The sequence below is a fragment of the Microbacterium sp. XT11 genome, assembly GCF_001513675.1.
In the GTDB taxonomy this organism is placed as follows: domain Bacteria; phylum Actinomycetota; class Actinomycetes; order Actinomycetales; family Microbacteriaceae; genus Microbacterium.
The window spans coordinates 2,329,016-2,343,452 of the sequence record NZ_CP013859.1; the positions used below are offsets into that span (position 1 = coordinate 2,329,016).

The following is a 14,437-nucleotide window of genomic DNA, read 5'->3' on the forward strand; positions in this document are numbered from 1 at the left end:
ACGGCGGGGAACGCCGCGTCACTGCGCGGAGATGTCGGTGCCTGGCCGTAACGTGAGAGCATGCCCAGGAGCACCACGAAGTCCGCGCGCGCGTCGGAGAACGCCACGCCTCGCCCGAAGCGGCAGGCGGCCGCGAAGGCTCAGGCTGCGCCGAAGAAGTACATCGACGACGTCGACAAGCCTCCGGTGGCGGTGCGTGCCTGGAACGGCCTTTCGCACGGCGTCGGCGGTCTGTTCCGCGCTTTCGGACCCGAGACCCTCGAGAAGGACGACCGTAGAGACGGCTTCCCGCTGCTGCTCGTCCTCCTGGCGATCGCAGGCGCGGTCAACGAATGGTTCTTCATCGGCAACGAGGTCGCGGCGAACATCAGCGCGTACTCGGTCGGGCTCCTCGTCGGACGTGTCGCGTTCATCATGCCCGTGCTGCTCGTCGTGCTCGCCGGGTGGCTGTTCCGGCACCCGTCGTCGGTCCACGACAACGGACGGATCGGGATCGGCTTCGGGCTGTTCATCGTCACGTTGGCGGGCTTCTGCCACAACGCCGCCGCTCATCCCGACAAGTTCGGGGCGCTCGTGCGCCCGCACCCGAAGGAGGGCATGGTCGCGCTGAGCGAGGCCGGCGGTCTCTTCGGGTGGCTGATCGGCGAACCGCTGTCGTACCTCACCCCGGTCGGCGCTTACGCGGTCCTGTCGCTGTTGGCGATCCTCAGCATTCTCATCCTCACGAAGACCCCGCCGAACCGCATCGGTCAAAGGCTGGGTGATCTCTACGCGTGGATGTTCGGCGCCGAGCGCCCGGAGAAGCCGGCGAAGGCCGCAGCCGCGATCGACGAGGCCGACAAGGTCGACGATCCCGACGTGCTTCCGTGGTGGCGCCGCAACAAGACGGGCCGCGAGGAGGACCCGGACGAGGGCGGCTTGGATTCGGACGACGTCACCGCCCTGCTCTCCACGACCGAGAGCACTCCGGCGTACGATCAGGCCGTGACGGTGGCCGACCCGTACGACGCCGCGACCGAAGTGCTGTCCGACGTGCGCTCGGTCACCGACGCTCTCGCGGAGCAGCAGACGACGGCTCTCCTCGACGACGGATCGGACACGGGCGAGCTGCCCGAGCTCCCCGGCCTCGACGGCTTCGGCACCGACGGCCCCGGCGCAGGCGGCCCGCAGGCACCTGTCACCCCGTACGTCCTTCCGTCTCCGGGCCTGCTCGCCGACGGCCCGCCTGCGGTCGCGCGTTCGGAGGCGAACGACCGCATCGTCGAGCAGATCACCAGCGTGCTCACGCAGTTCAACGTGGACGCCAAGGTCACAGGCTTCTCGAGGGGCCCGACGGTCACTCAGTACGAGGTCGAGGTCGGGCACGGGGTCAAGGTCGAGAAGATCCTGCAGCTCAGCAACAACTTCGCCTACGCGGTCGCCTCCAACGACGTCCGCATCCTCTCACCGATCCCCGGCAAGAGCGCCATCGGCATCGAGATCCCCAACACCGATCGTGAGACGGTGGCTCTCGGTGACGTGCTGCGTTCCCAGGCTGCGCTGAAGAGCACGCACCCCCTGACGATCGGCGTCGGCAAGGATGTCGGCGGCAACTTCGTCGTGGCCAATCTCGCGAAGATGCCGCACCTCCTCGTGGCGGGCTCCACCGGATCCGGTAAGTCGAGCTTCGTGAACTCGATGATCACAAGCCTGTTGATGCGAGCGCGCCCCTCCGAGGTGCGCATGGTGCTCATCGACCCGAAGCGCGTCGAGCTGACCAGCTACGCGGGTGTGCCGCACCTGATCACACCCATCATCACGAACCCCAAGAAGGCCGCCGAGGCGCTGCAGTGGGTCGTGAAGGAGATGGACATGCGCTACGACGACCTCGCGTCGTTCGGCTTCCGCCACATCGACGACTTCAACCGCGCCGTCCGTGCGGGTGAGGTGGAGGTGCCGGTGGGCAGCGAGCGGGTGCTCAAGCCGTATCCGTACCTCCTCGTCGTCGTCGACGAGCTCGCAGACCTCATGATGGTGGCACCTCGTGATGTCGAGGACTCGATCGTGCGCATCACCCAGCTCGCGCGCGCATCCGGCATCCACCTCGTGCTGGCGACCCAGCGCCCGAGCGTTGACGTCGTCACGGGTCTCATCAAGGCCAACGTCCCCTCTCGCCTCGCCTTCGCGGTGACGAGCGTCACCGACAGCCGCGTGATCCTCGACAGCCCCGGAGCCGACAAGCTGATCGGTCAGGGCGACGCGCTGTTCTCTCCGATGGGCTCGTCGAAGCCCTTCCGTCTGCAAGGCGCATGGGTTGACGAGAAGGAGATCGACGCGGTCGTCAAGCACGTCACCCGTCAGGCGCGTCCGGAGTACCGTCCCGACGTGCAGGAGGCGCTGGAGCCGAGCAAGAAGAAGGAGGTCGACGAGGACATCGGCGACGACCTCGAGCTGCTGCTCGCCGCGGCCGAGCTCATCGTGTCGTCGCAGTTCGGATCGACCTCCATGCTCCAGCGCAAGCTGCGCGTCGGGTTCGCCAAGGCCGGGCGTCTGATGGATCTGCTCGAGTCCCGCGAGATCGTCGGACCGTCCGAGGGATCGAAGGCCCGCGACGTGCTGGCCACTCCGGAGCAGCTGCCTCAGGTGCTCGCCAAGCTCCGCGGCGAGGATGTTCCCGCGCCTGCCGCACCCGCCCCTGCAACCGGCCAGGCGCCCGGAGCCGCCGCAGCTCCCGAGCGCGATCCAGTGGAGGCGCAGTTCGACGGGCTGCCCGTGGTCGAGGCGGAGGGCGATGAAGACGCCTGGGGCCTGACAGGACGCGACTGATGGCCATCCCGCGGCAGCTCCCCAATGCGATCACGGTTGCGCGGATCCCGCTCGCGGTCGTGTTCTTCGTGCTGCTCGTGCTGGGCGGCACCTACGGACTCGGGAATCCGACCATGCGCTGGACGGCCGGCGTGCTCTTCATCGTGGCGATCTCCACTGACTGGGTCGACGGATACCTCGCACGCAGGTACGACATCGTGAGCGACTTCGGGAAGCTGTGGGACCCGATCGCCGACAAGCTGCTCACCGGTGCCGGGTTCCTGGGGCTGGCGATCCTCGCGGAGGTGAACTGGTGGATCGTCGTGATCATCCTCGTGCGCGAGTGGGGGATCACGATCCATCGGCTCATGATCTCGCGTGAGCACGTGGTTGCGGCTGCGTGGATGGGGAAGCTGAAGACGGCCGTGCAGGGCGTCGCGCTCGGGTGGGCGTTGCTTCCACTTCACACGTTCATCGGCATTCCTGCGTGGACCCTCGTGACGGCTGTCCTCATGGTGGTCGTGCTGGTCCTCACCGTCGCCAGCGGCATCGACTACATCGTCGCGCAGGTGCGCGGCGCGCGCTCGGGCTCATGAACGGCGCGTCGAGGGCCGTATCCGTGCTCGGCGATCGAGGGTGGACCCTGGGGGTGGCCGAGTCGCTCACAGGCGGCGCTCTGAGTGCGGCCGTCGTGTCGGTCCCCGGAGCCTCGGCGACGCTGCTCGGGGCTGTCGTGGCGTACGCGACTCCCGTGAAGCACACGCTCCTCGGCGTCGATGGTGAGCTCCTCGCGGAGTTCGGCGCCGTCCATCCCGAGGTCGCGCGACAGATGGCGGCAGGTGTGCGTGCGGCTGTCGCGGTCGACGGACGACCGGCCGACGTCGGAGTCTCCACGACAGGGATCGCCGGACCCACATCGCCGGACGGCCAGCCTGTGGGCACCGTTCACATCGGCGTCGTCACGCCGGAGTCGACGACGGTGACCTCTCTGATCCTCGCAGGGACGCGGGAGGAGATCCGGCGGCAGACCGTGGATGCAGCCGTCGACGCGCTCCTCGGCGCGATCGGGGAATAGCGCGCCGGTCGACTCCGTTGTCATAAACGTGCTCACATCGAAAGCACAGAGTGCAAGGGTAGATTTTTTGACCGCTGGTAGTACTAAACTGGCCATCCCATCGGGGGAGACCCTGAAAGGGCTAACGGGGAGGAGGTCCCGATGATTCTTGTACGACAGGAAATCGGCGATGTGCTGAGGGACTTCCGTCTGCAGAAGGGCCGCACGCTCCGCCAGGTGGCGAGCAAGGCGTCCGTGGCTCTCGGTTATCTCAGCGAGGTGGAGCGCGGCCAGAAGGAAGCGTCGAGCGAGATCCTTGCTTCCGTGGCTGACGCGCTCGATGTACCGATCTCCACCATCATGCGCGAGGTCGGCGACCGGATCTCGGTGCTCGAGGGCCTGCAGGTGTTCCCCGACGTCGTCCCAGACGACCTCGTGGCATCGGTCGAGCCGCAGCTCTCGCTGCACTGATCGACCGGAACGTCTTCAGAGCATGCGGCGAAGCGAGTTCCTTCGCGCGGTCGAGGCGGAGTTCCAAGGACGCGCTGCATCGCTCGTCGATGATCTCGTGCTCTCTGCGATCGGAACGACGGCGGCTGAGGCTCTCGACGCCGGCGTCCCGCCGCGCGAGATCTGGCTCGCGCTGTGCGCCGAGACCGATGTTCCGCTCGAGCGGCGCCACGGCGTCGGTCGACTGGAGCCGCGTCGGCGTTGAGCGCCGGTTCCGAGAGATTCGACACGCCGTGTCCGTGCTTCTCGAAGATCTGTTCGAAGCGGCGTAGTCTTCTGCACAAGTGGTTCTGAGAACCCGTTCTCCACCGCTCGTGGGTACGCGAAGACGAATGTCCGTAGCCCCCCGTACGGTGAAGAACAGGCCGAAGAGCCATACGCCTTGTCGGAGAGTTCCGCCCAACCGGGAGGACCGCGACAGCCTACAGGCGGCAGAATCAACTCTCGAAGGAGCACGTCATGCCATCTCCAGACGACCGCGACAAGGCACTGGATTCCGCACTCGCCCAGATCGAACGACAGTTCGGCAAGGGCTCCATCATGCGACTGGGCAGCGACGAGCGCGCTCCTGTCGAGGTCATTCCCACGGGGTCCATCGCGCTCGACGTCGCGCTGGGAATCGGAGGTCTGCCACGCGGACGCATCATCGAGATCTACGGTCCGGAGTCATCGGGTAAGACCACGCTGACCCTTCATGCCATCGCCAACGTCCAGCGGGCCGGCGGCATCGCCGCGTTCGTCGACGCCGAGCACGCTCTCGATCCCGACTACGCCGCGAAGCTGGGCGTCGACATCGACCAGCTCCTGGTATCGCAGCCCGACACAGGCGAGCAAGCGCTCGAAATCGCCGACATGCTGATCCGCTCCGGTGCGATCGATCTCGTGGTCATCGACTCGGTCGCCGCCCTCGTCCCGGAGGCGGAGATCAAGGGCGAGATGGGCGACTCCCACGTCGGTCTTCAGGCGCGACTGATGTCTCAGGCGCTGCGCAAGCTCACCGGTGGACTCAACCAGACGAAGACCACTGCGATCTTCATCAACCAGCTGCGCGAGAAGATCGGTGTGTTCTTCGGCTCTCCCGAAACCACCGCCGGTGGTAAGGCGCTGAAGTTCTACGCCTCGGTTCGTCTCGACATCCGCCGCATCGAGACGCTGAAGGACGGCGCGGAGGCTGTCGGCAACCGCACTCGCGTGAAGGTGGTCAAGAACAAGATGGCGCCGCCCTTCAAGCAGGCCGAGTTCGACATCCTCTACGGAATCGGCATCTCGCGAGAGGGCAGCCTGATCGATTTCGGTGTGGAGCACGGCATCGTGAAGAAGTCCGGCTCCTGGTACACCTACGACGGCGATCAGCTGGGTCAGGGCAAGGAGAACGCGCGGACGTTCCTTCTCAACAATCCCGACATCGCGCTGGCCATCGAGACGCAGATCAAGCAGAAGCTCGGCATCGGCGCCGCTCCGGCGGCCGCGGCGCCCGCGGATGAGCTCGCGGAGAGGCGTCCAGCCTGATGGTTCGGCGCGACGTGAGCAGCATGTGCTGCTCGGCACGGGGGTGAGGCCGGGCAATGGCTGATGCGAACGATCGCGACCACGTCGCGCCGGTGATCCCGTTGTTCGGCGGCGGTCGACGCACCCCTCGCGGTGCGTCGACCGCCACCACCGGCGGCTCCCGTGCCGGCGCTGCCGCAGATCCCGCGGCCGGTGCTGCCGCAGATCCCGCGGCCGAGGCCGCGCGCATCGTGCCACGACGCACAGGGGATGCCGGACTCTGGCGGTCGACGTGGGATGACGCGACGACCGACGATTCCCCGATGGAGAGCGACCAGACCGCCGGCCACCCCAGTCGCGGAAGAGGCACCCCCAGCACCCGCCGGCTACGAGCGGTGAACACCGGAGGCGTCACCGCGCCCGTCGTCGACTCCGAGGCGATGCGCCGCACCGGCGAGGAGGTGCTCGTACGCAAGCTGCGTTCGAAGTCGCTGTCCGTCGCCGAGGCTCGCACGGTGCTGCGCGGCGTCGAGATGGATGGCGAGCGACTCACTGCCGCGCAGATCGATGATGTCATCGACGACTTCTCGCGCCGGGGATACCTCGACGACGCGACCCTCGCATGGCACATCGTCACGACGGGCGCCGAACGCAAGGGGCAGGGACGCATCGCACTCGCCCGCGCGCTGTCGCAGAGGGGCATCCCGCGTGACGTCATCGATCAGGCACTTGCCGGGCTCCCCGATGACGACGCCGAACGCGCCCTCGAGTTCGCCCGCTCGAAGGCGAGAACGATGTCCGGCCTCGACCGCGATACGGCTCTGCGGCGACTGCTCGGGCAGCTCGCGCGACGCGGATACAGCGGCCCGCAGGCGATGTCGGCCGCCACGACGGCCCTTGCGGAGAGCTCCCACCGGCCTGCTTCGCGCGTGAGGTTCGTGGACTCGGAATGAGCCGGCCCGTAGAGGGCTCGTCCGCGCATCCGCGTTCGTCACGGACGCTCGTAGAATGGAGGGATCATGACTATCCCGCGCAGTGAGCCGACGATCATCCGTGCGTCATCGGCGGCGATCGATGCCGACGGCCGTCGGCGGTCTTATGAGGTCCGCACCTTCGGGTGCCAGATGAACGTCCACGACTCTGAGCGATTGGCCGGTTCGCTCGAGAGCGCGGGCTACGTGCGGGCTGCCGCCGGAGATGAGGCTGATGTCGTCATCATCAACACCTGCGCGGTGCGCGACAACGCGGCAGGCAAGCTCTACGGCACGCTCGGGCATCTGGCGGCCGTGAAGCGTCGCAAGGAGGGCATGCAGATCGCCGTCGGTGGATGCCTCGCCCAGATGGACAAGCAGGCCGTCCTCGACAAGGCTCCTTGGGTCGACGTCGTGTTCGGCACCCACAACATGGGCTCGCTTCCGGGCCTCCTCGAGCGCGCACGGCACAACGGCGAGGCCGAGCTCGAGATCCTCGAATCGCTCGAGGTGTTCCCGTCCACGCTTCCGACGAAACGGGACTCTGCGCACAGCGGCTGGGTGTCGATCTCGGTCGGCTGCAACAACACCTGCACCTTCTGCATCGTGCCGAGTCTGCGCGGCAAGGAGAAGGACCGTCGACCCGGTGACATTCTCAACGAGATCCGGCTGCTGGTCGAAGACGGCGCCATCGAGATCACGCTCCTGGGCCAGAACGTGAATTCGTACGGTGTGGAGTTCGGCGACCGCCAGGCGTTCGGCAAGCTCCTCCGCGCTGCGGGCGAGATCGAGGGTCTCGAGCGGATCCGCTTCACCAGCCCACATCCTGCGGCCTTCACCGACGACGTCATCGATGCGATGGCGGAGACGCCCAGTGTCATGCCGCAGCTGCACATGCCCCTCCAGTCGGGTAGCGACCGCATCCTCCGCGCGATGCGCCGTTCCTACCGCAGCGAGCGGTTCCTCGGCATCCTCGACCGGGTGCGCGAGCGCATCCCGCACGCCGCGATCACCACCGACATCATCGTCGGTTTCCCCGGTGAGACTGACGAGGACTTCGAAGACACGCTGCGCGTCGTCGAACAGGCGCGCTTCTCCGGTGCGTTCACGTTCCAGTACTCGATCCGCGAGGGTACGCCTGCGGCCGCCATGGAGGACCAGATCCCCAAGGAGGTCGTCCAGGAGCGCTACGACCGTCTGATCGCCCTCCAGGAGCGCATCTCCCTCGAGGAGAATCAGAAGCAGGTCGGCCGCGAGGTCGAGGTCCTCGTCTCCGTCGGAGAGGGCAAGAAGGATGCCGAGACCCACCGGCTCACCGGTCGTGCTCAAGACAATCGCCTCGTGCACTTCGAGGTGACCCCGGGTTCCGAGATCCCGCGCCCCGGTGACGCCGTCACCGTGACCATCACCCACGCCGCTCCGTTCCACCTGCTCGCCGACGATCCGACGGGAGCGCCGCTGCGCATCCGCCGCACGCGCGGAGGCGACGCGTGGGACCGGGCGCAAGCCGAGTCGTGCGCGGTTCCCGCCCCTGCGGCGGCGGGCGGCCCGCGCCCGGTGTCCCTGGGGCTGCCCACTCTGCGCGTGGGCGTGTGACGGCAGCACCTCGCCTCTGGGCGGTGGTCGGTGCCACCGGCACGGGCAAGAGCGACCTCGCGCTCGATCTCGCCGAGCACCTGAGGGCGCAGGGCAACGTGGCGGAGATCGTCAACGCGGACGCCATGCAGCTGTACAGAGGCATGGACATCGGGACCGCCAAACTGGCCCCGCACGAAAGACGTGGCATTCCGCATCACCTTCTCGACGTCCGAGACGTCACGGAGGAGGCCGCGGTCGCCTGGTATCAGCCGCTCGCCAGGACCGCCATCACGGAGATCCATGCTCGGGGCGCCGATGCCATCCTCGTCGGAGGCTCGGGCCTCTACGTGTCCAGCGTCGTCTTCGATTTCGCCTTCCCTCCGCGCGACCCGGAGGCGCGGGCGCGGCTCGAAAGTGAGCTCGAGCGAGACGGCGTCGGAGCGTTGTTCGATCGGCTGCGGCAGATCGATCAGGGCACAGCGGAGCGCATCGACCCGCGAAACGGGCGCCGGGTCGTCCGCGCTCTCGAGATCCTCGCTCAGGGAGGCTCGACGCACGGGGCCGCATTGCCGGACGCACCGCGGCTCTGGTATCCGCACACGCGCATCATCGGGCTGGAGGTCGAGAGGAGCAGGCTGGTCGAACGGCTCGATGCGCGGGTGGAGGCCATGTGGTCTGCGGGCCTCGTGGACGAGGTCGCTGCTCTGCGGGAGCGGGGACTCGAGCGCGGCGTCACGGCGCGGCGCGCGATCGGATATGCGCAGGCTCTCGCACAGCTCGACGGGCGGCACACCGCGGCAGAGGCGATCGCGGAGACGCAGGCGCTGACGCGTCGGTACGCTCGACGGCAGGTCTCCTGGTTCCGGCGCTATCCGGACCTCGTGTGGCACACACCACCCGTCGACGTGCGAACCTTGCTGTCCTGAGCCGATGCGAGCGGTGCGGACCTGCCGATGTCGGAGGTGACGGGCACACTTGGAGGCATGACCACGCACTTCTACACCGCGTCAAGTCTCGACGGTTTCATCGCGACTTCAGACCACTCCCTCGATTGGCTCTTCTCGAGTGACATCGACCTCGACGGACCGATGGCCTACCCCGGCTTCGTCGACGCGATCGGCGCCATCGTCATGGGCGCCTCGACCTATGAATGGCTTCTCGCGCACAGCGATGAGCCGTGGCCGTACCCGCAACCCACGTGGGTGATGACCCACCGCGATCTCGCCGTGATCGAGGGTGCCGACATCCGATTCACGCAGGGTGATGTGGCGCGTGTGCACGACGAGATGACGCGAGCGTCGAACGGGAAAGACCTGTGGGTGGTCGGTGGCGGCGAGCTGGCGGGACAGTTCGCGGATGCGGGATTGCTCGATGAGGTATGGGTGCAGTATGCGCCCGTGACCCTCGGGTCCGGTGCGCCGCTGTTGCCTCGCCGCCTCGACCTCGAGCTCGTCGACCTGCAGCGCAATCGCGACTTCGTGTGCACGCGCTACCGGGTGCTGCGTCCTGAATAGACTGGGCGGATGGTCGCATTCACCAAGGGGCACGGTACCGGCAACGACTTCGTCATCATCGCCGATCCCGATGGCGAGCTCGAGCTGCGCCCCGATCAGGTGGCAGCGCTATGCGATCGTCACGTGGGCATCGGCGCCGACGGCGTGCTCCGTGTGGTCCGCTCGCGCTCCCTCCCCGATGGAGCGGCCTCGCTGGCCGAGGAACCCGACGCCGAGTGGTTCATGGACTACCGCAACGCCGACGGATCGGTCGCGGAGATGTGCGGCAACGGCATCCGGGTGTTCGCGCACTACCTCGTGCGTTCCGGGCTCGCGACGCTCGAACCCGGAACCACGCTGCCCATCGGGACCAGAGCCGGGGTGCGCGATGTCGTCCGCAGCGGCACCGGCTATCAAGTCGACCTCGGCCGCTGGCGACTCTCCGGGCACGATCCGCTGGTCACGGCTGACGGCTTGCCGGTGACTCGTCCCGGCCTGGGGATCGACGTGGGGAACCCGCACGTGGTCGTCGCGTTGGCGGCGGAGGCCGAGCTTGCCGGCCTCGAACTGCATCGCGCTCCGGCGCTCGACCCGGTGCCCGCAGCCGGGGCGAATGTGGAGTTCGCCGTGCCCGAGGAGCCGCTCGTGCGCGACGGAGTCGGTTACGTGCGGATGCGGGTTTTCGAGCGCGGTGTGGGTGAAACGCTCAGCTGCGGCACCGGAGTCGCCGCCACGGCGCTGGCCGTTCGGCACTGGGCAGGGGAGAGCGCTCCGAACGCCTGGCACGTCGAGGTCCCGGGGGGCGCGCTCGGGGTGCGCATGTTCCCTGCCGAAGACGGCGAGCACGTCGCACTGTCCGGACCTGCGCAGCTGGTGTTCCATGGAGAGGTCGAGCTCGTCTGACATCCCGGAGCGCTGGGCCCCCGACGAGTCGGATCCGAATCCCGCGGCGGGTGTCAGCCGATCGCGATCGGCTCCGTCGGAGGCGAACCGTGCTTGCGAACCTTCAGCACCCGGTAGCCCTTGCTCGTCGCGGTTCGGAACACGCTGTATCCCGGCTGGAACGTCGCAGCGATCCAGCGCTGCAGGGAATCGGCGCCGAGATTCCGCTGCACGACGAGCCACGCGTCGCTGCGTTCGTCGAGTCGCGGAATCCATCGCTCGAGAAGTCCGTGCAGTTCGTTCTTGCCCACGCGGATCGGCGGATTGGAGCGGATCGTGCGGAATGTCACGTCACCGGGAACATCGTCCGGGGTGACGGCGTTGACATTGATGAGCCCGAGAGACGCAGCGTTGCGCCGCACCAGGTCCAGCGCCCGTTCGTTGACATCGACCGCCCAGATGGTGGCATGCGGGGCCGCGAGGGCCATCGACAGCGTGATCGGACCCCACCCGCTGCCGAGGTCGAGAAGATTGCCCCCCGGGGGCACGGGCGGCATGCTGGCGAGAAGAACGGCAGTTCCGGCATCCAGACGATCCGGGCTGAAGACGCCCCCCGCAGTGGTGACGTCGAGCTCACGGCCTGCGAGCGTCACGCGGATCGTACGCAGGTTCTCGGGGCTTGCCGGGGCCGCAGTGAAGTAATGGTCGGACCCCATACGGCGAGCGTACCGGACACCGCGGGCTAAGGTTAAGGCTCGAAACAAACCAGAGATCAGGAACGGATGACGGAAACCACACCCTCCCACGACGGCGAAGCGATCGAGCGCGTCCTTGCCAATGCCGAGAAGCGCACTGAGGTCAGGGTCTTCGGCGCCGCGCAAGCGCTGCAGGACGAAGCCACCGCCGCGCACGGAACGGCCGACGGCGAGCAGTGGGATCTGGAAGACCGCCACGCTCTTCGTCGCGTCGCCGGTCTGTCGACCGAGCTCGAAGACGTTACCGAGGTCGAGTACCGGCAGCTGCGTCTTGAGAACGTCGTGCTCGTCGGCGTTTACCCGCAGGGGGCTCAGGAAGACGCGGAGAACTCTCTGCGCGAGCTCGCGGCGCTGGCGGAGACCGCCGGCGCGGTGGTCCTCGATGGCGTGCTCCAGCGTCGACCGCACCCTGACGCGGCAACGTACATCGGACGGGGCAAGGCGCAGGAGCTGAAGGACATCGTCGCGGCCACGGGTGCCGACACCGTCATCGCCGACACCGAGCTGGCGCCCAGCCAGAGACGAGCCCTCGAAGACGTGGTCAAGGTCAAGGTCATCGACCGCACCACGGTGATCCTGGACATCTTCAGCCAGCATGCCAAGAGTCGCGAGGGCAAGGCGCAGGTCGAACTCGCGCAGCTCGAGTACCTCCTCCCACGGCTCCGTGGATGGGGTGAGTCGATGAGCCGTCAGGCCGGTGGCCAGGTCGGCGCCGGCGGCGCCGGGATGGGCTCGCGCGGTCCTGGTGAGACCAAGATCGAGCTGGACCGCCGCCGCATCCGCACGAGGATGGCGCAGCTGCGTCGACAGATCCGCGATTTCGCGCCGGCACGAGAGGCGAAGCGTGCGGAGCGCAGGCGCAACACCATTCCGTCGGTCGCCATCGCCGGCTACACGAACGCGGGAAAGTCGAGTCTGCTCAACGCGTTGACGAGCGCCGGCGTGCTCGTCGAGAACGCCTTGTTCGCGACGCTGGACGCGACGGTGCGCCGGTCGGAAACGTCCGACGGCCGCGTCTTCACGTTGACCGACACGGTCGGGTTCGTGCGAAACCTGCCGCACCAGCTCGTCGAGGCGTTCCGCTCCACGCTGGAGGAGGTCGGCGACGCCGACGTCATCCTGCATGTGGTGGACGGCTCGCACCCCGACCCGGCTGGTCAGCTGCAGACCGTCCGCGACGTCATGGGCGATGTGGGAGTGCGCGACATGCCCGAGATCGTCGTCTTCAACAAGGCGGATCTCATCGACGACGACGAGCGACTCGTGCTGCGCGGACTCGAGCCGAAGGCGCACTTCGTCTCGTCGCGTTCGGGTGAGGGCATCGCCGAGCTGCGCGCCGCGATCGAGGAGGCCCTGCCGAAGCCCGCTGTCGAGGTTCACGCTGTCGTCCCGTACGACCGGGGAGATCTCGTCGCGGCGATCCACGAGACCGGGATGCTGCTTTCTGTCGAGCATCGTGAGCAGGGCACTGCCGTGCACGCTCGCGTGTCGGAGCGGCTCGCTGCAGATCTGGCGCCCTTCGCCACAACCCCCTGAGTGGTGCGGCCGGCCGGCCACGGCCTACGCGGCGGCGGACCGAGCGGTACGGGGCGGCCGCGTCGCCCAGACGGTCAGCGGGCGATGAACCGTGCCTCGACCGTCGCCGCGATGAGAATGTCATCCGGCTCGTACTGCATCGACGGTCCGGCGTCGGCCGCGAACGCGACGCCGCGCGCCTTCATCGCCGCAGGACCGGGACCGGGCTGGCCAGGGGACAGGAGTCCGACGTCCGCGATCTCCACCGGCGTCACGTGACTGAGCCCGAGCGCGTCGGCATACGCCCTGGCGCGGCCGACGGCGACCTCGACGGCGGCCGCTGCCACATCGCGCTCGACGCGAGCCCTCGTCTCAGGCGTGAGATGCCAGTCGATCGCGCCGACTTCGACGCCGTCCCAGGACGAGATGTCGCTCATCCACGTGGACAGCTCCGTGACGGACGTGAACGTCGCCGTGACGTCGATGCTCGCATGGTAGACGGGATCCAGTCGCCGGCCTTCGGCGTTCCACGGACGCTCGGCACGCACGGTCATGCTCGTGCTGCTCCAATCCGCGACGGCTCCGGATGGCTCCAGGTGCGCGATGCTCTCGCGCACCGGCTCGGCGAGACCCATCACGCCGTCGACGACGCGGGCCCGCTCATCGCCCTCGGCGCGCACGCTCACCCGCGCGGTCGCCCGCTCGGGCGCGACGCGCGTCTCGCTCTCTCCGCGGACGGTGATCGTCACTTCGCTCATGCCGTGACTCTACGCCAGGGGCATGGAATGGCGAGAGCGCTCAAATGGTTGTAGTCTGTGATGCTCGGGTGCACAGGCATCCGAGTGACAACTCCACAGCGCGACAGCGGCTCCTTCGAGAGAAGGCCAACGGGGCTGATCGGTTTCGACAGCGCCTGTGAATCCACGAGAAGCGGGCCGAGGATGCAGAGTTATCTCGTTAACGCTCTCTGCAAAACAATAAGTGCCGAATCCAAGCGCACTGACTTCGCCCTCGCTGCCTAAGCGAGCCCGATAGTCCGTCAGACCGTATGTGATTCCGATACGGATCCTGGCGTCATCTAGGAATCTTGCTGCGTGACGGCGTCTGGACGTCACGTGGGACTCTTCCCAGACTGGGCCTGTCGACTTAGGTGTCTGTGACAAAGGTCGGGGCCGAGTAGAACGTCTGCACAGACTGCGCCCGGAGAAGGCGTGGAGACTCAGCGTTGGACGGGGGTTCGATTCCCCCCAGCTCCACCAGGTCGCTGTCGCGAGTCAAAGGCCCGCCTCCCTGGTGAACACCGGGGAGGCGGGCCTCTCTGCATCTGAGGCCACGCCTCGAGAACCCGAGGGTTCGCCCTTTCTTCATACGTTTCACCGGTCCGGCCGCGTGTACCTCTGGGACCAC

General features: G+C 67.6%; 14 protein-coding genes and 1 other RNA gene. 13 read left to right on the top strand and 2 right to left on the bottom strand.

The features are described from left to right. The first annotated feature begins 60 nt into the window (after positions 1-60). The 11 genes from AB663_RS10765 (at position 61) to dapF (ending at position 10,781) form a co-directional block, all read left to right on the top strand. Positions 61-2,805: a DNA translocase FtsK gene (locus AB663_RS10765; protein ID WP_067198801.1), complete on the top strand. Its 2,745-nt coding sequence runs from the start codon at positions 61-63 to the stop codon at positions 2,803-2,805. Continuing rightward, a complete protein-coding gene (gene pgsA, locus AB663_RS10770; protein ID WP_067198804.1) occupies positions 2,805-3,380 on the top strand; it encodes a CDP-diacylglycerol--glycerol-3-phosphate 3-phosphatidyltransferase in 576 nt (191 codons plus the stop codon). Before AB663_RS10765 ends, pgsA begins: the two co-directional genes overlap by 1 nt. Further along, entirely contained in the window at positions 3,377-3,859 is a 483-nt protein-coding gene (locus AB663_RS10775; protein WP_067198807.1) for a CinA family protein, read from the top strand. The genes pgsA and AB663_RS10775 overlap by 4 nt, the downstream gene beginning before the upstream one ends. Positions 3,860-4,000: 141 nt before the next feature. Beyond that, positions 4,001-4,309, top strand: coding sequence for a helix-turn-helix domain-containing protein (locus AB663_RS10780; RefSeq protein ID WP_067198809.1), 309 nt, complete (start codon positions 4,001-4,003; stop codon positions 4,307-4,309). Positions 4,310-4,331: 22 nt separating this feature from the next. Then, positions 4,332-4,553, top strand: a complete 222-nt coding sequence (locus AB663_RS10785) for a DUF3046 domain-containing protein (protein WP_067198811.1) — start codon at positions 4,332-4,334, stop codon at positions 4,551-4,553. Between the two features lie 254 nt (positions 4,554-4,807). Further along, positions 4,808-5,857, top strand: coding sequence for a recombinase RecA (gene recA / locus AB663_RS10790; RefSeq protein WP_067198813.1), 1,050 nt, complete (start codon positions 4,808-4,810; stop codon positions 5,855-5,857). A gap of 56 nt (positions 5,858-5,913) precedes the next feature. Then, complete coding sequence (locus AB663_RS10795; protein WP_067198815.1) at positions 5,914-6,789, top strand: regulatory protein RecX; 876 nt, start codon at positions 5,914-5,916, stop codon at positions 6,787-6,789. Between the two features lie 66 nt (positions 6,790-6,855). After that, positions 6,856-8,403, top strand: a complete 1,548-nt coding sequence (gene miaB, locus AB663_RS10800; protein ID WP_067198817.1) for a tRNA (N6-isopentenyl adenosine(37)-C2)-methylthiotransferase MiaB — start codon at positions 6,856-6,858, stop codon at positions 8,401-8,403. Then, positions 8,400-9,311: a tRNA (adenosine(37)-N6)-dimethylallyltransferase MiaA gene (gene miaA / locus AB663_RS10805; RefSeq protein ID WP_067198820.1), complete on the top strand. Its 912-nt coding sequence runs from the start codon at positions 8,400-8,402 to the stop codon at positions 9,309-9,311. Before miaB ends, miaA begins: the two co-directional genes overlap by 4 nt. A 57-nt stretch (positions 9,312-9,368) precedes the next feature. Then, entirely contained in the window at positions 9,369-9,899 is a 531-nt protein-coding gene (locus tag AB663_RS10810) for a dihydrofolate reductase family protein (RefSeq protein WP_067198822.1), read from the top strand. Between the two features lie 9 nt (positions 9,900-9,908). Further along, a complete protein-coding gene (gene dapF, locus AB663_RS10815; protein ID WP_067198824.1) occupies positions 9,909-10,781 on the top strand; it encodes a diaminopimelate epimerase in 873 nt (290 codons plus the stop codon). 53 nt (positions 10,782-10,834) lie between these two features. On the opposite strand, the gene AB663_RS10820 is transcribed toward dapF, so the two are convergent. Further along, positions 10,835-11,476: a class I SAM-dependent methyltransferase gene (locus tag AB663_RS10820; RefSeq protein WP_067198826.1), complete on the bottom strand. Its 642-nt coding sequence runs from the start codon at positions 11,474-11,476 to the stop codon at positions 10,835-10,837. A 66-nt stretch (positions 11,477-11,542) separates the two neighbouring features. On the opposite strand from AB663_RS10820, the gene hflX reads away from it, so the two are divergent. Then, on the top strand, positions 11,543-13,051 hold the full coding sequence (gene hflX, locus AB663_RS10825) for a GTPase HflX (RefSeq protein WP_067198828.1): 1,509 nt from the start codon (positions 11,543-11,545) through the stop codon (positions 13,049-13,051). Between the two features lie 74 nt (positions 13,052-13,125). Here hflX and AB663_RS10830 read toward each other — a convergent pair whose 3' ends face one another. Then, positions 13,126-13,788, bottom strand: coding sequence for an SIMPL domain-containing protein (locus AB663_RS10830; protein WP_067198830.1), 663 nt, complete (start codon positions 13,786-13,788; stop codon positions 13,126-13,128). Between the two features lie 131 nt (positions 13,789-13,919). Here AB663_RS10830 and ssrA point away from each other — a divergent pair. Continuing rightward, positions 13,920-14,289, top strand: a transfer-messenger RNA (tmRNA) gene (ssrA, locus tag AB663_RS10835). Positions 14,290-14,437: the final 148 nt, after the last annotated feature.

What these genes read in the sequence shown, in the direction of transcription:
- AB663_RS10765 (WP_067198801.1), top strand. Translation starts at nt 61, where the DNA reads ATGCCCAGGAGCACCACGAAGTCCGCGCGCGCGTCGGAGAACGCCACG.
- pgsA (WP_067198804.1), top strand. Translation starts at nt 2,805, where the DNA reads ATGGCCATCCCGCGGCAGCTCCCCAATGCGATCACGGTTGCGCGGATC.
- AB663_RS10775 (WP_067198807.1), top strand. Translation starts at nt 3,377, where the DNA reads ATGAACGGCGCGTCGAGGGCCGTATCCGTGCTCGGCGATCGAGGGTGG.
- AB663_RS10780 (WP_067198809.1), top strand. Translation starts at nt 4,001, where the DNA reads ATGATTCTTGTACGACAGGAAATCGGCGATGTGCTGAGGGACTTCCGT.
- AB663_RS10785 (WP_067198811.1), top strand. Translation starts at nt 4,332, where the DNA reads ATGCGGCGAAGCGAGTTCCTTCGCGCGGTCGAGGCGGAGTTCCAAGGA.
- recA (WP_067198813.1), top strand. Translation starts at nt 4,808, where the DNA reads ATGCCATCTCCAGACGACCGCGACAAGGCACTGGATTCCGCACTCGCC.
- AB663_RS10795 (WP_067198815.1), top strand. Translation starts at nt 5,914, where the DNA reads ATGGCTGATGCGAACGATCGCGACCACGTCGCGCCGGTGATCCCGTTG.
- miaB (WP_067198817.1), top strand. Translation starts at nt 6,856, where the DNA reads ATGACTATCCCGCGCAGTGAGCCGACGATCATCCGTGCGTCATCGGCG.
- AB663_RS10810 (WP_067198822.1), top strand. Translation starts at nt 9,369, where the DNA reads ATGACCACGCACTTCTACACCGCGTCAAGTCTCGACGGTTTCATCGCG.
- dapF (WP_067198824.1), top strand. Translation starts at nt 9,909, where the DNA reads ATGGTCGCATTCACCAAGGGGCACGGTACCGGCAACGACTTCGTCATC.
- AB663_RS10820 (WP_067198826.1), bottom strand. Translation starts at nt 11,476, where the DNA reads ATGGGGTCCGACCATTACTTCACTGCGGCCCCGGCAAGCCCCGAGAAC.
- hflX (WP_067198828.1), top strand. Translation starts at nt 11,543, where the DNA reads ATGACGGAAACCACACCCTCCCACGACGGCGAAGCGATCGAGCGCGTC.
- AB663_RS10830 (WP_067198830.1), bottom strand. Translation starts at nt 13,788, where the DNA reads ATGAGCGAAGTGACGATCACCGTCCGCGGAGAGAGCGAGACGCGCGTC.